This window comes from Mesorhizobium sp. B2-7-3 (genome assembly GCF_006440715.1).
Lineage (GTDB): Bacteria > Pseudomonadota > Alphaproteobacteria > Rhizobiales > Rhizobiaceae > Mesorhizobium > Mesorhizobium australicum.
Genome location: NZ_VFTY01000013.1, coordinates 73,923 through 90,412, shown reverse-complemented (window position 1 = coordinate 90,412; position 16,490 = coordinate 73,923). Strand labels below are relative to the sequence as shown.

19 protein-coding genes are annotated in these 16,490 nt (G+C 62.8%); 9 read left to right on the top strand and 10 right to left on the bottom strand.

Annotation, left to right across the window (positions count from 1 at the left end; all coding sequences use genetic code 11):
• Window positions 1–14 precede the first annotated feature (14 nt).
• The gene (locus tag FJW04_RS25630) at window positions 15–1,226 is read right to left on the bottom strand and encodes an NADP-dependent isocitrate dehydrogenase (RefSeq protein ID WP_140617002.1); all 1,212 of its coding nucleotides are present in this window, start codon (window positions 1,224–1,226) and stop codon (window positions 15–17) included.
• Window positions 1,227–1,438: 212 nt separating this feature from the next.
• Between FJW04_RS25630 and FJW04_RS25625 the strand changes: the two genes are divergently transcribed.
• Together FJW04_RS25625 and murI are read left to right on the top strand one after the other, a co-directional pair.
• A complete protein-coding gene (locus tag FJW04_RS25625; RefSeq protein ID WP_140617001.1) occupies window positions 1,439–2,356 on the top strand; it encodes an RNA methyltransferase in 918 nt (305 codons plus the stop codon).
• On the top strand, window positions 2,349–3,212 hold the full coding sequence (gene murI / locus FJW04_RS25620) for a glutamate racemase (RefSeq protein ID WP_140717458.1): 864 nt from the start codon (window positions 2,349–2,351) through the stop codon (window positions 3,210–3,212). Before FJW04_RS25625 ends, murI begins: the two co-directional genes overlap by 8 nt.
• Here murI and FJW04_RS25615 read toward each other — a convergent pair.
• Window positions 3,162–4,544 (bottom strand): RNB domain-containing ribonuclease, encoded by a 1,383-nt coding sequence (locus FJW04_RS25615; protein ID WP_140616999.1) that lies wholly within the window; start codon window positions 4,542–4,544, stop codon window positions 3,162–3,164. The genes murI and FJW04_RS25615 overlap by 51 nt on opposite strands.
• A gap of 159 nt (window positions 4,545–4,703) precedes the next feature.
• On the opposite strand from FJW04_RS25615, the gene FJW04_RS25610 reads away from it, so the two are divergent.
• Window positions 4,704–4,886 carry a DUF3008 family protein gene (locus FJW04_RS25610; RefSeq protein ID WP_015318153.1) on the top strand — a complete coding sequence of 61 codons (183 nt, stop codon included), beginning with the start codon at window positions 4,704–4,706 and terminating at the stop codon, window positions 4,884–4,886.
• An 85-nt stretch (window positions 4,887–4,971) separates the two neighbouring features.
• Here the strand turns inward: FJW04_RS25610 and FJW04_RS25605 are convergent, their stop codons facing one another.
• The gene (locus tag FJW04_RS25605) at window positions 4,972–5,166 is read right to left on the bottom strand and encodes a hypothetical protein (protein ID WP_041163853.1); all 195 of its coding nucleotides are present in this window, start codon (window positions 5,164–5,166) and stop codon (window positions 4,972–4,974) included.
• 373 nt (window positions 5,167–5,539) lie between these two features.
• Between FJW04_RS25605 and rpsD the strand changes: the two genes are divergently transcribed.
• The 4 genes from rpsD to FJW04_RS25585 all read left to right on the top strand — a co-directional run bounded on the left by rpsD (window position 5,540) and on the right by FJW04_RS25585 (window position 8,484).
• A complete protein-coding gene (gene rpsD / locus FJW04_RS25600) occupies window positions 5,540–6,157 on the top strand; it encodes a 30S ribosomal protein S4 (RefSeq protein WP_015318151.1) in 618 nt (205 codons plus the stop codon).
• 151 nt (window positions 6,158–6,308) lie between these two features.
• Complete coding sequence (ttcA, locus tag FJW04_RS25595) at window positions 6,309–7,196, top strand: tRNA 2-thiocytidine(32) synthetase TtcA (RefSeq protein WP_140717456.1); 888 nt, start codon at window positions 6,309–6,311, stop codon at window positions 7,194–7,196.
• Window positions 7,186–8,013: an inositol monophosphatase family protein gene (locus FJW04_RS25590; protein WP_140717454.1), complete on the top strand. Its 828-nt coding sequence runs from the start codon at window positions 7,186–7,188 to the stop codon at window positions 8,011–8,013. The genes ttcA and FJW04_RS25590 overlap by 11 nt, the downstream gene beginning before the upstream one ends.
• Window positions 8,014–8,076: 63 nt before the next feature.
• Complete coding sequence (locus tag FJW04_RS25585) at window positions 8,077–8,484, top strand: cell envelope integrity protein TolA (RefSeq protein WP_140717452.1); 408 nt, start codon at window positions 8,077–8,079, stop codon at window positions 8,482–8,484.
• A 19-nt stretch (window positions 8,485–8,503) separates the two neighbouring features.
• On the opposite strand, the gene FJW04_RS25580 is transcribed toward FJW04_RS25585, so the two are convergent.
• From FJW04_RS25580 to purL, 5 genes are all read right to left on the bottom strand, one after another.
• Window positions 8,504–9,727, bottom strand: a complete 1,224-nt coding sequence (locus tag FJW04_RS25580; protein ID WP_181173056.1) for a multidrug effflux MFS transporter — start codon at window positions 9,725–9,727, stop codon at window positions 8,504–8,506.
• 210 nt (window positions 9,728–9,937) lie between these two features.
• The gene (gene grxD, locus FJW04_RS25575; protein WP_013895877.1) at window positions 9,938–10,273 is read right to left on the bottom strand and encodes a Grx4 family monothiol glutaredoxin; all 336 of its coding nucleotides are present in this window, start codon (window positions 10,271–10,273) and stop codon (window positions 9,938–9,940) included.
• A gap of 150 nt (window positions 10,274–10,423) precedes the next feature.
• On the bottom strand, window positions 10,424–10,657 hold the full coding sequence (locus tag FJW04_RS25570) for a BolA family transcriptional regulator (RefSeq protein ID WP_015318146.1): 234 nt from the start codon (window positions 10,655–10,657) through the stop codon (window positions 10,424–10,426).
• A gap of 122 nt (window positions 10,658–10,779) precedes the next feature.
• Window positions 10,780–11,367, bottom strand: a complete 588-nt coding sequence (locus FJW04_RS25565; RefSeq protein WP_246674017.1) for a hypothetical protein — start codon at window positions 11,365–11,367, stop codon at window positions 10,780–10,782.
• 7 nt (window positions 11,368–11,374) lie between these two features.
• The gene (purL, locus tag FJW04_RS25560; protein WP_140717448.1) at window positions 11,375–13,606 is read right to left on the bottom strand and encodes a phosphoribosylformylglycinamidine synthase subunit PurL; all 2,232 of its coding nucleotides are present in this window, start codon (window positions 13,604–13,606) and stop codon (window positions 11,375–11,377) included.
• A gap of 237 nt (window positions 13,607–13,843) precedes the next feature.
• Here purL and FJW04_RS30085 point away from each other — a divergent pair, with 237 nt between their 5' ends.
• Window positions 13,844–14,008, top strand: a complete 165-nt coding sequence (locus tag FJW04_RS30085) for a hypothetical protein (protein ID WP_015318143.1) — start codon at window positions 13,844–13,846, stop codon at window positions 14,006–14,008.
• 75 nt (window positions 14,009–14,083) lie between these two features.
• Here FJW04_RS30085 and FJW04_RS25555 read toward each other — a convergent pair whose 3' ends face one another.
• Window positions 14,084–15,493 carry a PLP-dependent aminotransferase family protein gene (locus FJW04_RS25555; RefSeq protein ID WP_140717446.1) on the bottom strand — a complete coding sequence of 470 codons (1,410 nt, stop codon included), beginning with the start codon at window positions 15,491–15,493 and terminating at the stop codon, window positions 14,084–14,086.
• A 92-nt stretch (window positions 15,494–15,585) separates the two neighbouring features.
• Between FJW04_RS25555 and FJW04_RS25550 the strand changes: the two genes are divergently transcribed.
• Entirely contained in the window at window positions 15,586–15,837 is a 252-nt protein-coding gene (locus FJW04_RS25550; RefSeq protein WP_140717444.1) for a DUF1127 domain-containing protein, read from the top strand.
• 8 nt (window positions 15,838–15,845) lie between these two features.
• Here FJW04_RS25550 and FJW04_RS25545 read toward each other — a convergent pair whose 3' ends face one another.
• A complete protein-coding gene (locus FJW04_RS25545; RefSeq protein ID WP_140717442.1) occupies window positions 15,846–16,487 on the bottom strand; it encodes a Pr6Pr family membrane protein in 642 nt (213 codons plus the stop codon).
• Between the last annotated feature and the right edge of the window lie 3 nt (window positions 16,488–16,490).

Here is a 16,490-nt window from a genome sequence, read left to right as displayed (position 1 = left end):
TGTCCGCGAGGCGGTTACGCCATCGCCTTCTGCAAATTCTCGTCGATCTTGTCGAGGAAGCCGGTGGTCGAGAGCCAGGGCTGGTCGGGGCCGATCAAGAGCGACAGGTCCTTGGTCATGAAGCCGCTCTCGACAGTCTGGATGCAGACCTTTTCCAGCGTCTCGGAAAAACGCTTCAGTTCGGCGTTGTCGTCGAGCTTGGCGCGGTGCGCGAGGCCTCGCGTCCAGGCGAAGATCGACGCGATCGAATTGGTCGAGGTTTCCTCGCCCTTCTGATGCTGGCGATAGTGGCGGGTGACGGTGCCGTGCGCGGCTTCCGCTTCGACGGTCTTGCCATCCGGCGTCATCAGCACCGAGGTCATCAGGCCGAGCGAACCGAACCCTTGCGCCACCGTGTCAGACTGGACGTCGCCGTCATAGTTCTTGCAGGCCCAGACATAGCCGCCCGACCATTTCAGGCTCGAGGCCACCATGTCGTCGATCAGGCGGTGCTCGTACCAAAGCTTCTTCGACTTGAACTCGGCCTCGAATTCAGCCTCGTAGACTTCCTGGAAAATATCCTTGAAGCGGCCGTCATAGGCCTTGAGGATGGTGTTCTTGGTCGACAGGTAGACCGGATAGTTGCGCAGCAGGCCGTAGTTCAGCGACGCCCGGGCGAATTCGCGGATGGACTCGTCGAGATTGTACATGGCCATGGCGACACCGGCGCCGGGCGCGTCGAACACGTCGTGCTCGATGACTTGGCCGTCCTCGCCGACGAACTTGATCGTCAGCTTGCCCTTGCCGGGAAAGCGGAAATCGGTGGCGCGATACTGGTCGCCGAAGGCGTGGCGACCGACGATGATTGGCTTGGTCCAGCCGGGCACCAGGCGCGGCACGTTCTTCATGATGATCGGCTCGCGAAAGATGGTGCCGCCCAAAATGTTGCGGATGGTGCCGTTCGGCGATTTCCACATCTTCTTCAGCTTGAATTCCTCGACGCGCTGCTCGTCGGGGGTGATGGTCGCGCATTTCACGCCAACACCGTATTTCTTGATGGCGTTGGCCGAATCGATGGTCACCTGGTCGTTGGTGGCGTCGCGATGCTCGATGCCCAGGTCGTAATATTCGAGCTTGAGGTCGAGATAAGGGTGGATCAGCTTGTCCTTGATGAACTGCCAGATGATGCGGGTCATCTCGTCGCCGTCGAGTTCGACGACCGGGTTCGCCACCTTGATCTTCGCCATGGAAAGAATGCCTCGTTGCTGGGAATGGGACGGCCTTGCCCGCGTGGCGTCGGCCGGGGATGCCGCCCGTATATCAAAGCGCTTTTGGCCACGCAAACGGCGATCGGTCACGAATGTGAGCCCACGGCGCCGTCATTTGCGAATGCTTCATTTTCGCGGCCGAATATGGCAGGGGACGCTGAAATGCCGCAAACAGCAGTTCATTGACAATCATGCCCATTACCAAAGATCCCGATAACACCGCAGCCGGCCCGGCGATCATCCTTGTCGAGCCGCAACTCGGCGAGAATATCGGCATGGTCGCCCGCGCCATGGCCAATTTCGGACTGTCGGAGCTGCGCCTGGTCAATCCGCGCGATGGCTGGCCGAGCGAGAAGGCGCGTGCCGCCGCCAGCCGTGCCGACCACGTCATCGATGCCGTCAAGGTTTTCGACGATCTGGCCTCGGCACTTGCCGACCTGAACTTCGTCTTCGCCACCACCGCAAGGCAGCGCGACGGCTTCAAATCCGTGCGTGGACCGGTGGAGGCGGGCAGGATGCTGCGCGCCCGTCACGCAATGGGGCAACGCACCGGTATCCTGTTCGGTCGCGAGCGCTTCGGCCTCTACAATGACGAGGTCGGCCTCGCCGACGAGATCGTCACTTTCCCGGTCGATCCTGATTTCTCCTCGCTCAACATCGCCCAGGCGGCCTTGCTGATGTCCTACGAGTGGATGAAGTCGGGCCTGGAGGACGAGACCAGGACCAATTTTTCGGGGCCGGAGATGAAGCCTGCAAGCAAGGAAGAATTGCACGGCCTGTTCACCTATCTCGAAGGCGCGCTCGAGGCGCGCGGCTATTTCAGGCCGGCGCCGAAGAAGCCGAAAATGGTCGACAACCTCCGCGCCGTGCTGACGCGGGCAGGCTTTGCCGAGCCGGAGCTCAAGGTGCTGCGCGGCATCATCTCTTCGCTTGACCGGTTCTCGCCGGCGATGCCGCGCGGCGATGGGTCACCTGGCGATGACCCGAGGCGTTTGCCCGCGGCGGCGGCGCGCGCCCGCAAGGCGGAGGCGACTGGTCGGGCGCCGGACGCTAGCGGCGACGACACGGACACGCCACTGCTCGGCGGCAAGGGAACCGACAATGACTGACCAGCCGATCCTGATGTTCGATTCCGGCGTCGGCGGTCTGACCGTGTTGCGCGAGGCACGCGTCCTGATGCCCGACCGGCGCTTTATCTATGTCGCCGACGATGCCGCTTTTCCTTTTGGCGCCTGGGAGGAGCCGGCCCTAAGAGAGCATATACTAGGATTATTCGCCAAACTGCTCGACCGCTTCGCGCCGGCCATCTCGGTTATCGCCTGCAACACCGCCTCGACACTGGTGATCGATGCGCTGCGCGAAAGATTTCCCGGCCATCCCTTCGTCGGCACGGTGCCGGCGGTCAAGCCGGCGGCCGAGCGCACGCGCTCCGGGCTGGTCTCGGTGCTGGCGACGCCGGGCACGGTGAAGCGCCAGTACACGCGCGACCTGATCAGCAAATGGGCGCAGAAATGCCATGTCCGCCTGGTCGGCAGCGACAGGCTGGCTGGCCTGTCCGAAGCCTATATGCGCCAGGGCTTCGTCGACGAAGAGGCCGTGCGCGCCGAGATCGAGCCATGCTTCATCGAGCGCGACGGCATGCGCACCGACATCGTCGTGCTGGCCTGCACGCACTATCCCTTTCTGGTCAATCGCATGCGCAAGACCGCTCCCTGGCCGGTCGACTGGATCGATCCGGCCGAGGCGATCGCACGGCGCGCCCTTTCGCTGCTGCCGCCGGTCAATGGGGCGCTGCCGCAAGCCGAGCCTGATATCGCGGTCTTCACCTCGGGCAAGGCGGACTTCGCCGTCAGCCGCCTGATGCAGGGGTTCGGGCTGACCGTTCACTTGGACAGCGGCAAAGCCGCCCGCCACTCAAACAGGTTCGAAGACGATGCTGCGTTGATCCGGATCGGCCAGGACTAGCCTAAGCGTCAGACCATCACCCTGTCTGAGCCCCGAGGCCTTCACGGTGGCAACGACAGCCATGTCGGCAAGCTGAATGCGCACGCCATAGTCGACGAAGTCGGTGACGACGGCTTTGAACGTCTCGCCCTCGCGCCCCTCCAGCATTACCGCCTCGGCAAGGTCGATGGCCGCGTGGTTGATCTGCGAAGCGCGGCTATCCGCGCGTCCCATCGCCTTCGGCAGCCTGGCAAACGCGTCGGTAACAGCCTGGGGCACGGTCTGGCCGTTGGCGATAGCCAGCGCGCAGCGCACGACATAACGATCGGCAAGGCGCCTCAGTGGGGCGGTTGCATGGGCATAGGTCGCGGCCATCGCCTCATGCCATGGGACAACGCCGTCCTGATACGGTTGATAGGATGCGCCGGGGCTTGCATGGCGGATTTCCAGCATCAGCGCCGCCTGATGCGGATCGGTCGGATCGAGGGTTCGCTGATAGTCCCGCAAGCTGGTCGAGGCCGGCCAGGACAGTCCGAGAGCCTGTGCCGCGTTGCGCAGCCTTTGAACCTTGAAGGCATCCGGCCCCGACATCACCCGAAAAAGGCCGGTATGATGCGCAAGCATGGCATCGGCGATCGCCATGTTGGCGGCCAGCGAAAGCGCGGCGTTGTCCTGCTCGGATTGCAGAAGCGGCCTGAACGAAAGCCGGAATGTGCCGTCGGCAAGCCTTTCCACCTCCTGCTCGGGTGGGTCGACGCGGGAAGCCCCACGGCGCCGCTCATTCGCCGCCATGCGCCGGGCCATTTCGGCGAAGCCGGCCGGGACATCGGAGGCCTTCACGCTGTCATAGGCGAGCTTCGCGCGGCTTTGAATGATTGCCCGCTCCGCGCCGTCCAACTTCGTCGCGCCGTCCTGCGCAACCCGAACCGTGAAGATAGCAGCTGGACGGGGTCCATCCGGCAACAGGCTCGCCGCACCCTCGGCAATTACCGGCGGATAGAGCCCGGCCTTGCCGTCCGGCAAGTAAAGCGTCTCGCCCCGCGTCCAGGCTTCGCGATCGATCGCGTCGCCGTCCTCGACGAACCAGGCCACGTCGGCGATGGCGTAATGAAGCAGAAGATCGCCACCGCTGGCCTCGATCGAGAACGCCTGATCGAGATCGGTGGAAGCAGCCGGATCGAGCGTGACGAACGGCATTTCAGTTCGATCGGCATGCTGGTTGGGCACACGTTTGGCCGCCGCCTCCGCCGCGGCAAGCACATCGGCCGGAAATCCGTCCGGAACGTGGAATTCGGCGCGGATTTTCGCCAGTCCCGCGGAGAGAACCTGTGAGGGATCGGTCAGGGATTTCATTCAGCCGTCCTACACTGGGGTTCCGGACACGAGAAGGCTGCCGACGAAAATCGCCGAGCGCGGCCAAGGGTTGGCACCAGGCGGACGGGGAGCAGCGCCACTGGCGCTGGAACCGCCGCCGAAGCGTGGCGTTTCTCCTGACAGCAAAGGAGACCCGCCATGCCAGCCACTTCGAAAGCCCAGCAGAAAGCCGCCGGCGCCGCACTCTCCGCCAAACGCGGCGAGACCAAGAAAAGCGAACTCAAGGGCGCCTCCAAGGGCATGTATGAATCGATGAATGAAAAGCAGCTCGAGGAATTCGCCGAGACGAAGCGCAAGGGATTGCCGGAGAAAAAATCCTAAGGATTGAGCGCTCGAGCCAGACTACCTTGGAATGAAAAAGGGCCAGCGACGTTCGCTGGCCCGGGAATTGTGGCGTTGAACAGTCTTACCAGCGGCAGCGCCGTACTCTCTCGACGATCACCCTGCGATGGCCATGCCGCCACACCACTCGCTTCTTCACGACGATGCGGCAGACCTGCTTGTGGCCGTGCCAATGACGCGCCATGGCCGGCTCAGGGGCCACCGCCATCGACCCGGCAAGCACCGCGGCCCCTGCCAGGGTAAGGAAAAACTTCTTCATGCAATTAAGCTCCTCTAGCTCCAGTCCCTTCCTGGTGCCGCTGGCGCAAACCTCCCGCCACATCGGCATCGCATCAACGCCTTGGACGCTATACGGTTGCGTTGCGCCGCGCCACTCACAAGCTTGACACCGGTTAAATCTCGGTTTAACCAGCCGCCAACGCCGGGCAGCGATGTCCGGTGTTTGTTTTGTATACGCAAGATCTGTCACGACAATCGTTTCCGATCTTGTTTGAACTGACGTGTCCCGTGGGTTTTCCGCCGCGTTGCGTGGGAAAACCCTGTCAGGTCTCGAAAACGGAGGCCAGAGGAGGGCGCGTTTCCTTCACCCGGACCAAGAGGTGCCGGGTGTGTTGTCTTTGAAAGGGAATGCGATGAGCAAGCGCGAATCCGCGAAATACAAGATCGACCGCCGTCTCGGCGAAAATATCTGGGGCCGCCCTAAGTCCCCGGTCAACAAGCGTGAATACGGCCCCGGCCAGCATGGCCAGCGCCGCAAGGGCAAGCTTTCCGACTTCGGCCTGCAGCTCCGTGCCAAGCAGAAGCTGAAGGGCCACTACGGCGACGTGTCGGAAAAGCAGTTCCGCAAGGTCTATGAAGAGGCCGATCGCCGCAAGGGCGACACCTCGGAGAACCTGATCGGCCTGCTCGAATCGCGTCTCGACGCGGTTGTCTACCGCTCCAAGTTCGTGCCGACCATTTTCGCCGCCCGTCAGTTCGTCAACCACGGCCACGTCAACGTCAACGGCAAGCGCGTCAACATCGGCTCGTATCGCTGCAAGCCGGGCGATGTCGTCGAAGTGCGCGAAAAGTCGAAGCAGCTGGTGATCGTCCTGGAATCGGTTGGCCTCGCCGAGCGCGACGTGCCCGACTACATCGAAGCCGATCACAACAAGATGACCGCGACCTTCTCGCGCATCCCGGGCCTGGCGGACGTTCCGTTCGCCGTGCAGATGGAACCGAACCTGGTCGTCGAATTCTACTCGCGCTAAGCGAACGCTTTTTTGCGATACCGGAAAGGCCGCCCTCGAGGCGGCCTTTTTTGTTTCGGGCACCCGTTTTGCGGCGTGTCGCTAAAATCAATTTCGATTTTCCAGACAATGCGCTAAGCCGGGCGGAAGTCACATCCGGGGCCGTCGCGCCATGAACATGCAGCCAGACATCGAAACACTAGAACCGGCCGCCGAAGGCGGCTCTCACCCGCTGTTCGCCGATGTACCGTCCTCGGTCGAGTTCAACAAGCTGCGCAAGCGACTGCTGCGGCTGACCCGCCAGGCGATCGAGGATTTTTCGATGGTGAAGCCGGGCGAGCGCTGGCTGGTCGCGCTATCGGGCGGCAAGGATTCCTACGGTCTGCTGGCCATGTTGCTTGATCTCAAATGGCGCGGGATGCTGCCAGTCGAGTTGCTGGCCTGCAATCTCGACCAGGGCCAGCCGAATTTCCCCAAGCATGTCCTGCCCGACTATCTCGACACCAACGGCATAGCGCACCGTATCGAATACCGGGACACCTATTCGGTCGTCACCGACAAGCTCCCCGAAGGCAGCACCTATTGCTCGCTCTGCTCGCGGCTGCGGCGCGGCCATCTCTACAGGATCGCGCGCGAGGAACGCTGCTCGGCCCTGGTCCTCGGCCATCATCGCGAGGACATCCTCGAAACCTTCTTCATGAACCTGTTCCACGGCGGCCGGCTTGCCGCCATGCCGCCGAAACTGCTCAACGACGAAGGCGACGTGGTGGTGTTGCGGCCGCTGAGCTACTGCGCCGAAATCGATCTGGAGAAATTCGCTGCCGCGATGCGGTTCCCGATCATCCCTTGCGATCTCTGCGGCAGCCAGGAAGGGCTGCAGCGCAACGCCATGAAAGCGATGCTCGAGGACATCGAAAAGCGCATGCCCGGCCGCAAGGACACCATGATTCGCGCTCTGTCCAACACCAGGCCGTCGCATTTGCTCGACCGAAAGCTGTTCGATTTCGCCGCCCTCAATGAAACCCTCGCGATCAGGCAAGACATTTCCGATGACATTTGACGAGACCGCGATCGACTGGCTGGCCGGCATTCTGGCCGAGGCAGCCCAAGCCGAAATCATGCCGCGCTTTCGCCGACTGGGCGACGGCGACATCAGGCAGAAGACTTCCGCCGCCGACCTGGTGACGGAGGCCGATGTCAACGCCGAGCGGCTGATCACCGCCAGGCTGCGCGATCGCTATCCCTCTGCCATGGTGGTGGGCGAGGAGGCCTGCTCCGAAGATCCGGCGCTGCTCGACGGCTTGGGCGATGCCGAACTGGCGTTCACCGTCGATCCGGTGGACGGCACCTTCAATTTCGCGTCCGGCGTGCCGCTGTTCGGCGTCATGCTGGCGGTCGTGGTCAGGGGGGAGACGGTCGCGGGCATCATTCATGATCCGGTGGGCAAGGACTGGCTCATCGCCGCCAGGGGTGCCGGCAGTCATATCAGGCATGCCCATGGCAGCCTGGAGAAAGTGCATGTGGCGGCGCCCGTGCCGATCTCGCAGATGACCGGCGCGGTGTCCTGGCAATATCTCGACGAACCGGAGCGCTCACGCCTCGCGCGCAACCAGACCAAGGCACTGTCGCAGTTCGCCTATCGCTGCGCTGCTCATGAATATCGCCTGCTGGCGAGCGGGCATGCGCATTTTGTCGTCTACAACAAGCTGATGCCCTGGGATCATCTGCCCGGCGTGCTGATCCATCAGGAGGCCGGCGGCCATGCCGCTCGCATCGACGGCAGCGCCTATCTGCCCTCGCATGTCGATGGCGGCCTGCTTGTCGCGCCGGACCAGGATAGCTGGCAGGAACTGCGCCGCGAGCTGTGGGCGGAATAGGATCAATTCCTGTGGCTTGAACCGTTGTATGATCGAGTCGGGCGTTTTGGCGGAGGCTCTCGGATGAAACCTCGGTTCGCAATTTTCGCGGCGGCTCTTGCCGTGGTGCTGTTTGCGAACTCCAGCGCGGCAATCGCGCAAGAACGCCCCTGTCACAGTCCCGATCCCATCGACACCATCAAGGAGATGTCGGACGCTATCTATGCCTGTTGGAAGCCGCCACCCGGAACCGCGGGCATGTCCTTGACCATCCAGTTCTCGCTTCGTCGCAACGGGACGCTGATCGGGACGCCTCGCGCCACCTATTCCGATCTGGGGGTCGATCCGCGGCTCAGCCGAGCCTTCGTGGCGTCCATCCTCAAGGCGCTCGACGACGCTCTTCCATTGCCCTTTTCAAATGGCATGGGCGGAGCGATCGCGGGGCGGATGCTCTCTCCTCGCTTCACGGCGGCGCTTGAACGCGCATCGTGACGCCACCAGCAGACGACAATCAGTGCAGGTCGGTGACGTGGCCTGAAACGGGGGCGTTCTGCGGCTGGAACATCTTGCCGCGTTCCGCAAACAGGATCATCAGCAGCGCGGCCACCGAGACGCTGCAGAAACCAGCGGCCAGCGGCGTCACCGTGCCGTTGAAAGCCTGGCCGATCAGCGTGCCGAGAATGCCGCCGAGAAAAGTCTGCATGAAACCCAGGATCGATGACGCCGTGCCGGCCAGCTGGCCAAGCGGCTCCATGGCCAACGCATTGAAATTGGCTCCAAGACAGCCAAACGGCAGCATGGCACTGGCAAAGAAGGTGATGAACAGCCAGAGCGGCATCTTCGTTTCCAGTGAAACCACCAGCCAGGCCAGGCTGATCACCAGAAACAGCAACAGCGCGCTTTGCGACAGGCGGCGCATGCCGACGCGGCCGACGAGGCGCGAGTTCAGATAGTTGGAGAAGGCGAGTACGCCCGCGACACCGGCGAAGATGACGGGAAACATCTCGCCGACGTCGAAGACGCCGACGTAGATCTGCTGCGCCGAGGCGATGAAGCCGAACATGGCGCCGAAGATGAAGGTGCTGGCGAAGGCATAGCAGAGCGCGATGCGGTTGGTGAGCACGATGCGGAAGCCGCCGAGGATGGATGAAACCGTCAGTGGCCGGCGATATTCGGGGTGCAGCGTCTCGGGCAGGCGCAGCAGCGACCACGCCGAGACGATCATAGCTCCGACGGCCATGGTGACGAATATCCAATGCCAGGTCGCGAACAGCATGATGAACTGACCGATGCCTGGAGCCACGACCGGTATTGCCATGAACACCATGAAGATCAGCGACATGACTTCGGCCATACGCCGGCCGTCGAATGTATCACGCACGATCGAAACCGCTATGACGCGCGTGGCAGCCGCGCCAAGACCTTGCACGGCGCGGCATATCAAGAGCGTTTCAAAGCTCGGCGCGATGGCGGCCGCCGCAGCCGCCGCCACATAGATGATCAGGCCGCCGACGAGCGGCGAGCGGCGCCCGAACCGGTCCGAGATCGGCCCGAAGAACAGTTGGCCGCCGCCGAAACCCAGTATGTAGGCGGTGACCACATATTGCCGATGATTTTCGTTCTCGACCCCGAGCGAGGCACCGATCTGCTGCAGCGCCGGCAGCATGATGTCGATGGCCAGCGAATTGAGCGCCATCAGTGCCGCGCAGAGCGCGATGAACTCCCAGCGCGGAATCGGCAATTGGCTTGCCCGGGACACGGTGCTTGCCCCTTGCGACGCTGATTTCTGCTGGTCCACGGCAAGTCCGATCTCTCAAACGAAAACGCGCCGGCGGGCCGGCGCATTTGGCTCGTCTTGGTCCCGGGATCCGGGCTTGTAAAATTGCCGAGGTGGGGCCGCCCCGGTGGCTTGGGCATGTCGATACCGACACGCCCAAAACGGAAGTCAGGCGGCGCCTTTGACGCTCACGCCCTTCTCGACCAGGAAGGTCTGCAATTCGCCGGCCTGGAACATTTCGCGGATGATATCGCAGCCGCCGACGAATTCGCCCTTGACGTAGAGCTGCGGGATCGTCGGCCAGTTGGAATAGTCCTTGATGCCCTGGCGCAGTTCGGCGGAGTCCAGAACGTTCACGCCTTTGTAGTCGGCGCCGATATAGTCGAGGATCTGGACGACCTGGCCGGAAAATCCGCATTGCGGGAAGCCGGGCGTGCCCTTCATGAAAAGGACGACGTCGTTGCCCTTCACTTCATTGTCGATGTAGTCGTTGATGCCGCTCATGGAATATCCTTTCACGCCTGTGGGAGTCAGGCTCGAAACATGTCCCTCAAATAAACCCATAGGTTGCCCGAAACAAGACTTTAGCCATGCCATCACCCGAATGGCGCAAAGAATGGGCGGCTTTGGGCCAAGCGTGTCGGGTGGAATGCCTCAGTCGGGAACGCTGGTCTGCAGCGCCAGCGCGTGCAGCACGCCGCCCATATTGCCCTTCAGCGCGTCATAGACCATCTGATGCTGCTGGACCCGGCTTTTTCCGCGAAAGCTCTCGGCCACGACCTCAGCGGCATAGTGGTCGCCGTCACCGGCGAGGTCGCGAATCGTCACACGGGCATCCGGTATGCCGTCCTTGATCAGTTTTTCGATGTCGTGGGCGTCCATTGCCATTGTGGAAATTCCTGTTTCGGAAGGGCGGCGGCGCGGCAGCCTATGTGATGAGAGTCGGGCAAGCCTAAAGCCTTTCCAATCCGGATTGAAGCGGTTCTGTCCGGTGTCCGTTCTGTTGGTGTTCAGGCGATGGTTTCACCCGGCCCCTGCGCCGGCTCATCCTCGCGCATCGAGAAGGCGCGGCCAAGGCTGAAGACCAGCACGTAGAGCGGGAGGTTGATCGCCATGTTGGCGATCGGCAGATAGCTGGTCATGCGCCAGGCGGGCGAGAAGAACGGCTGGCCGTAACCATCGCAGACAAGCGAAGAGCCGTACTCCCACAAGGCCCCCAAGACGGCCGAGACGGCGAAAAGCTTGATGCAGGTGACGACGTGTCTTGTCCGCGCCTGGTCCGGCAGAAGCCGGTTCCAAAGCAGCAGGCAGACGATCGGAACCGCATAGATGAGGTTCTGCAGCACAAGCATGGGAAGCGTGCCGTTGGCCGCGGCGAGGAATTCTCCGCGCGTTTCCAGCCTGGGACAAACCTCGCTCGATGTCGTCGAGAGCAGGAAGAAGACGAACGGCCCGAGACACCAGAAGAAGAACAGCGACGGCCAGAAGACGACTGCAAGCAGCGCCCGGACGGCCAGTTTCTTATGATTGAGCAGGATCTCTGGACAAAACGGTTTTCCCTTTGTCCAAGAAAACCGGTTTCCACCTTTCGGGATCATGCCCTGGTCAACTGGCCTGATCCATGAAGCGCGGGAACCAGCCTTCATGGGCGGCGGTCAAGTCGCTGACCGGGATTGCCCTGGTATCGCCGAGCTTCAACGCGGCGCCGCCGGTCGAGCCGATCCACGGCGCGAAAATGCCGAGTTCGCCCTGCTGCTTGCGGATGGCGTCCCATTCATCGCCATGCGGATCGATCGACAGCGTCAGGAGATAGCGGCCCTGGTCTTCGCCGAACCAGACCGGGATCGGATCGGTACCGACAAGCCCGGGAACGGTCGCGCCGATGCCCGACGCCATCGCCATTTCGGCCAGCGCCACCGCAATGCCGCCATCTGAGACGTCATGCGCGGCCGTGACGATGCCGGCAGCGATCAACGAGCGTACGTGGTCGCCGACACGCTTCTCGTGTTCGAGGTCGACCGGCGGCGGCGGGCCGTCGCTGCGGCCGTGGATATCCCTGAAATAAACGGACTGGCCAAGATGCGTTCCCCAGGAAGCCGGTGCGCCGACCAGCAGGATCATCTGGCCTTCCGCGGCGAAACCGATCCGCGCCATCTTCGACCAGTCTGATATCAGGCCGACGCCGCCGATGGTCGGTGTCGGCAGGATGCCCTGGCCGTTGGTCTCGTTGTAGAGCGAGACATTGCCCGACACGATCGGGAAACCAAGCGCCCGGCAGGCGTCGCCGATGCCTTTCACCGCGCCCACCAACTGGCCCATGATCTCAGGCCGTTCGGGATTGCCGAAATTGAGATTGTCGGTGGCGGCGAGCGGCAGCGCGCCGGTGGCGGTCAGGTTGCGCCAGCATTCGGCCACCGCCTGCTTGCCGCCCTCGTAGGGGTCGGCTTCGCAATAGCGCGGCGTCACATCGGAGGAGAAGGCCAGCGCCTTGGTCGGATGGCCCTCGACCCGCACCACGCCGGCGTCACCGCCCGGAAGCTGCAGCGAATTGCCCTGGATCAGCGTGTCGTATTGTTCCCACACCCAGCGGCGCGAAGACAGGTCCGGTCCGCCAAGCAGCTTCAGCAGCGCATCGGCGAGGTCGGCCTGCGGGATATCGTTGGCGGCAAGCGGCGCCGGCTTCTTCGGCTCGACCCAAGGGCGATCGTATTCGGGAGCCTTGTCACCGAGATCCTTGATCGGCAGGTTGGCGACCTCGTTCCCCTGGTGCCGCACGCGGAAGCGCAGATCGTCGGTGGTCTTGCCGACGATGGCGAAGTCGAGGCCCCATTTGTGAAAGATCGCCTCGGCCTCCTTCTCCTTTTCCGGGCGCAGCACCATCAGCATGCGCTCCTGGCTTTCCGACAGCATCATCTCGTAGGCGCTCATGCGCTCCTCGCGCACCGGCACCTTGTCGAGGTCGAGTTCGATGCCGAGGTCGCCCTTGGCGCCCATTTCGACCGCCGAACAGGTGAGGCCGGCAGCACCCATGTCCTGGATGGCGATCACGGCGCCCGAAGCCATCAGTTCGAGAGAGGCCTCCAGCAGGCATTTTTCGGTGAAGGGATCGCCGACCTGCACGGTCGGGCGCTTCTCGTCGATCTTGTCGTCGAATTCGGCCGAGGCCATGGTAGCCCCGCCGACGCCGTCGCGGCCGGTCTTGGCGCCCAGATAGACGACCGGCAGGCCGACGCCCTTTGCCTCGGACAGGAAGATGGCATCGGTCTTGGCAAGGCCCGCGGCAAAGGCATTGACCAGGATGTTGCCGTTGTAGCGGGCGTCGAAATTGACCTCGCCGCCGACCGTCGGCACGCCGAAGGCATTGCCGTAGCCGCCGACGCCGGAAACCACGCCCGCGACCAGATGCCTGGTCTTGGGATGGTCGGGCGCGCCGAAGCGCAGCGCGTTCATCGCCGCGATCGGCCGCGCGCCCATGGTGAAGACGTCGCGCAAGATGCCGCCGACGCCCGTCGCCGCACCCTGGTAGGGCTCGATGAAGGAGGGATGGTTGTGGCTTTCCATCTTGAAGACGACGCAGTCGCCGTCACCGATGTCGACCACGCCGGCATTCTCGCCCGGGCCTTGGATGACTTGCGGGCCGGTGGTCGGCAAGGTGCGCAGCCATTTCTTCGAGGATTTGTAGGAGCAGTGCTCGTTCCACATCGCCGAGAAGATGCCGAGTTCGGTGAAGCTCGGCTCGCGACCGACCAGGTCCAATATGCGCTGATACTCATCGGGCTTCAGCCCATGCGAGGCGATGAGGTCTGATGTGATCGGGACGGAATTGGAAGTGGTCATGGGCGGCGATTTATGTCCATGGAGCAGGGATTTTGAGTCTCCTCTTATCGCAAGCCTTGCGGTCGATACACCCGTCGGCTGAGGAAAAAGGCAGAAAGCAACAGGGCGATAGATCGCGGCAGGCCTTTTGGTGAGCAGCGAAAGGCGTCCACCCAGCTTTCAAGTCCCCGCAAAACCAAAATGGGGAACGCTCCGATGCCCCGGTCGTTAGGTCCCTATCACCGAGGAGACAGAATCATGGCTACCAAGCAAGGCAAGAACGACAATCGCCTCTCGGACAAGGAAGCTCTCCATATCGCGGAGACCACCGACGTTTCGCCGCGGCAGGCCAAGGAATTGGCTGAGAAGCACGGCAAGGAAAAAGCCGAGAAGGAAGCCAAGAACTTCAAGGCCGAAGGTTGATCCGGGTCTGGTTCTGACAAGTCCAGTGTCGCAAGTCGACGTCTCGAGGCAGCAGGGCGGGTGGCCGCGAACGGTTCAGGAAAAACTGTCGTAGCCCGCGCGGCCCTCGTCCAGCAGCCGCCTGATCACCGCGACGCCGCCGGCAACATCCTCGCGCCCGCTCGGCTGCGAAACACCGAAGCGCACCCCATGGAAAACCCGCTCCGAGCGCCCCGCCTTGAATTCATCCTCATCGTCGATCAGCACGCCATGCTCCAGGCAGGCATTCTTGAACGTGCCGGAAAGCCAGGGATCGGGCAGGGTGAGCCAGACGAACGGCACCTTGTCGTGCGATCTGAATGAGAAGCCCGCCAAACTTTCGCGCACTATGAACATGCGGGCGCTGATCTCCGCGATGCTGCGCTTGCGGATTTCGCTGGCCTGGCCGGAAAGCACCAGCCGGGCATTCACCTCCGCCAGCAGGAATGGCATGCCGCCGGTCATCATCTTGTGGGCGACCCGGATGCGATGGCGATAGGCGGGCGGGCAGGAGAGCCAGCCGCCGCGCAGTCCGGCGGCGACCGACTTCGACAGGCCGCCGGCGATGATGGTGCGCTCGGGCGCGAATTCGGCAAGCAGCGGTGTCGGGTCGTCGGTCAAATGGCCGTAGAGGTCATCCTCGATCAGGATGACGTTGTAATCACGGGCGATACGCGCGATCGCCTCGCGTCGCGCCGACGACAAGGTCACCAAGGTCGGATTCTGCGCCGTCGGTATCAGGAAGATCATCTTGGGGTGCTTTTGCGCGCAGACGCGTTCGAAATCCGCCGGATCGAGGCCTTCATCGTCCGATGCAACCAGCGCGGTGCGCCGGCCGATCAGGCCGGCGCTGCGGGAAATCTGGGAGTAGGTGAGGTGCTCGAAGGCGACATAGTCGCCGGGCGTGGTCAGGGCCGCGATCGCGGCCATCACCGCGGCGTGGGTACCGAGGGTAGGCACGATTGTATCGATCGTTGGCCGGAAGGCATTCCGGGACAGCCAGCGGGCGCCGGCTTCGTACCAGCGATCCGGGAAGTCGCGCGTGTAACTTGAGATCTCATGCGGATGGTCCTGTGCGGTGCGCGACAGGACGTCGGCTACAACGGCGCCCTGGCCGATATCAGGGGCTGCCGTGCTGTCGAACCGCAACTTGCCCTTGGGGGCATCGACATAGCGCGTGCCCTCCACGCTGGTGTCGGGCGCCTCCGGCTTCGTAACCCCGATGTTCTGGCTAAGCACATAGGTCCCGCGTCCGACTTCGCCGCTGACGAGACCGCGCTCGCGCAGCAATTGATAGGCCCGCCCGACGGTGCCGACCGTGGCACCGATGTCGTAGGCAAGGTCGCGCTGTGGCGGCAGTTTTGCCCCCGCGCCGATCACTCCTCGGTCGATATCCGCCTCGATGGAATCCGCGAGACGCTGATACAGCGGGCCTGAGCCGGTGAGATCTGGAACCCAATTTGTCATGGTGACAATTTTCTATATTGCACCGTTTTGGGAGTCAATACATATCGGCAGTGCACCAACCAAGGGTGCAATTGACATTTGGCAGAAAGAAAATGAATACAATCGGAACATTCCGCCACTCGGCAACCCAATTGCTCGGTCAGCCTGCTCGCCCGTCCGGGCAGCGCGGCTTCGCCGGCCGAATTGTGCATGTGGTCAGTTCGCTGGCGAAATGGATCGACCGCCTGCTGGAGCGCCGGCGCGGCCGACTGGCGCTGCTGGAGATGACCGACGATCAACTCAAGGACATCGGCATCTCACGCTGCGACGCTCACCGCGAAGGCATCAAGCCGCTCTGGGAATAGCGGCCCGTCTACCGGGTGCCTTTGCTCCTGAGGCGTCCGATAGCGTGGTCGACGAAAACGGCGACGACGCATATCACCAGGAAAAGTGTGGTTATGGCGAGCGCGGCCACGGCGACGCTCTCAACGCCGTTCCTGGCGACATCGAGGAAGGGATAGGGCACTTCGCCCGCCAGCGGCGCGCGCGCCAGCGCATAGGCCAGATAGGCGATGGGATAGAGCACCCACCAGGAGATGTCGCTCCATCGCGTCCTGCCATCGGCGCCCGATATCAGCCACCACAGCACGAACAGCACCGGCGTCACGTAGTGCAGCAGGATGTCGCAGAGCAGGAACAGGCCTTGCGGCTGCCAGAGCCGCGCCAGAACCGTGGCATAGACGATGAACACCAGGGTGATCGAAGCCGCGACGCCTGCGCGCATCCGTGGTCCGGCAAAGGCCGGCAGCCACGCATAGAAGCCGGATGACAACAGCGAGGCGTGGACCAGCACGGCGCCAATGTTGGTCAGGATGGTGAAGAAGCTGAAATAGAACACGATCGAGCCGAGCAGGCCGCGGCCCGCTACCATCGAAGCCGGAATGGTGATCGAGAACTGCAAAGCGAGCGCTATCAAGCCAACAAATAATCCCGCGATCTGCAGGAACCGGCCCATGGC

What these genes read in the sequence shown, in the direction of transcription:
- FJW04_RS25630 (WP_140617002.1), bottom strand. Translation starts at nt 1,226, where the DNA reads ATGGCGAAGATCAAGGTGGCGAACCCGGTCGTCGAACTCGACGGCGAC.
- FJW04_RS25625 (WP_140617001.1), top strand. Translation starts at nt 1,439, where the DNA reads ATGCCCATTACCAAAGATCCCGATAACACCGCAGCCGGCCCGGCGATC.
- murI (WP_140717458.1), top strand. Translation starts at nt 2,349, where the DNA reads ATGACTGACCAGCCGATCCTGATGTTCGATTCCGGCGTCGGCGGTCTG.
- FJW04_RS25615 (WP_140616999.1), bottom strand. Translation starts at nt 4,544, where the DNA reads ATGAAATCCCTGACCGATCCCTCACAGGTTCTCTCCGCGGGACTGGCG.
- FJW04_RS25610 (WP_015318153.1), top strand. Translation starts at nt 4,704, where the DNA reads ATGCCAGCCACTTCGAAAGCCCAGCAGAAAGCCGCCGGCGCCGCACTC.
- FJW04_RS25605 (WP_041163853.1), bottom strand. Translation starts at nt 5,166, where the DNA reads ATGAAGAAGTTTTTCCTTACCCTGGCAGGGGCCGCGGTGCTTGCCGGG.
- rpsD (WP_015318151.1), top strand. Translation starts at nt 5,540, where the DNA reads ATGAGCAAGCGCGAATCCGCGAAATACAAGATCGACCGCCGTCTCGGC.
- ttcA (WP_140717456.1), top strand. Translation starts at nt 6,309, where the DNA reads ATGAACATGCAGCCAGACATCGAAACACTAGAACCGGCCGCCGAAGGC.
- FJW04_RS25590 (WP_140717454.1), top strand. Translation starts at nt 7,186, where the DNA reads ATGACATTTGACGAGACCGCGATCGACTGGCTGGCCGGCATTCTGGCC.
- FJW04_RS25585 (WP_140717452.1), top strand. Translation starts at nt 8,077, where the DNA reads ATGAAACCTCGGTTCGCAATTTTCGCGGCGGCTCTTGCCGTGGTGCTG.
- grxD (WP_013895877.1), bottom strand. Translation starts at nt 10,273, where the DNA reads ATGAGCGGCATCAACGACTACATCGACAATGAAGTGAAGGGCAACGAC.
- FJW04_RS25570 (WP_015318146.1), bottom strand. Translation starts at nt 10,657, where the DNA reads ATGGCAATGGACGCCCACGACATCGAAAAACTGATCAAGGACGGCATA.
- FJW04_RS25565 (WP_246674017.1), bottom strand. Translation starts at nt 11,367, where the DNA reads ATGATCCCGAAAGGTGGAAACCGGTTTTCTTGGACAAAGGGAAAACCG.
- purL (WP_140717448.1), bottom strand. Translation starts at nt 13,606, where the DNA reads ATGACCACTTCCAATTCCGTCCCGATCACATCAGACCTCATCGCCTCG.
- FJW04_RS30085 (WP_015318143.1), top strand. Translation starts at nt 13,844, where the DNA reads ATGGCTACCAAGCAAGGCAAGAACGACAATCGCCTCTCGGACAAGGAA.
- FJW04_RS25555 (WP_140717446.1), bottom strand. Translation starts at nt 15,493, where the DNA reads ATGACAAATTGGGTTCCAGATCTCACCGGCTCAGGCCCGCTGTATCAG.
- FJW04_RS25550 (WP_140717444.1), top strand. Translation starts at nt 15,586, where the DNA reads ATGAATACAATCGGAACATTCCGCCACTCGGCAACCCAATTGCTCGGT.
- FJW04_RS25545 (WP_140717442.1), bottom strand. Translation starts at nt 16,487, where the DNA reads ATGGGCCGGTTCCTGCAGATCGCGGGATTATTTGTTGGCTTGATAGCG.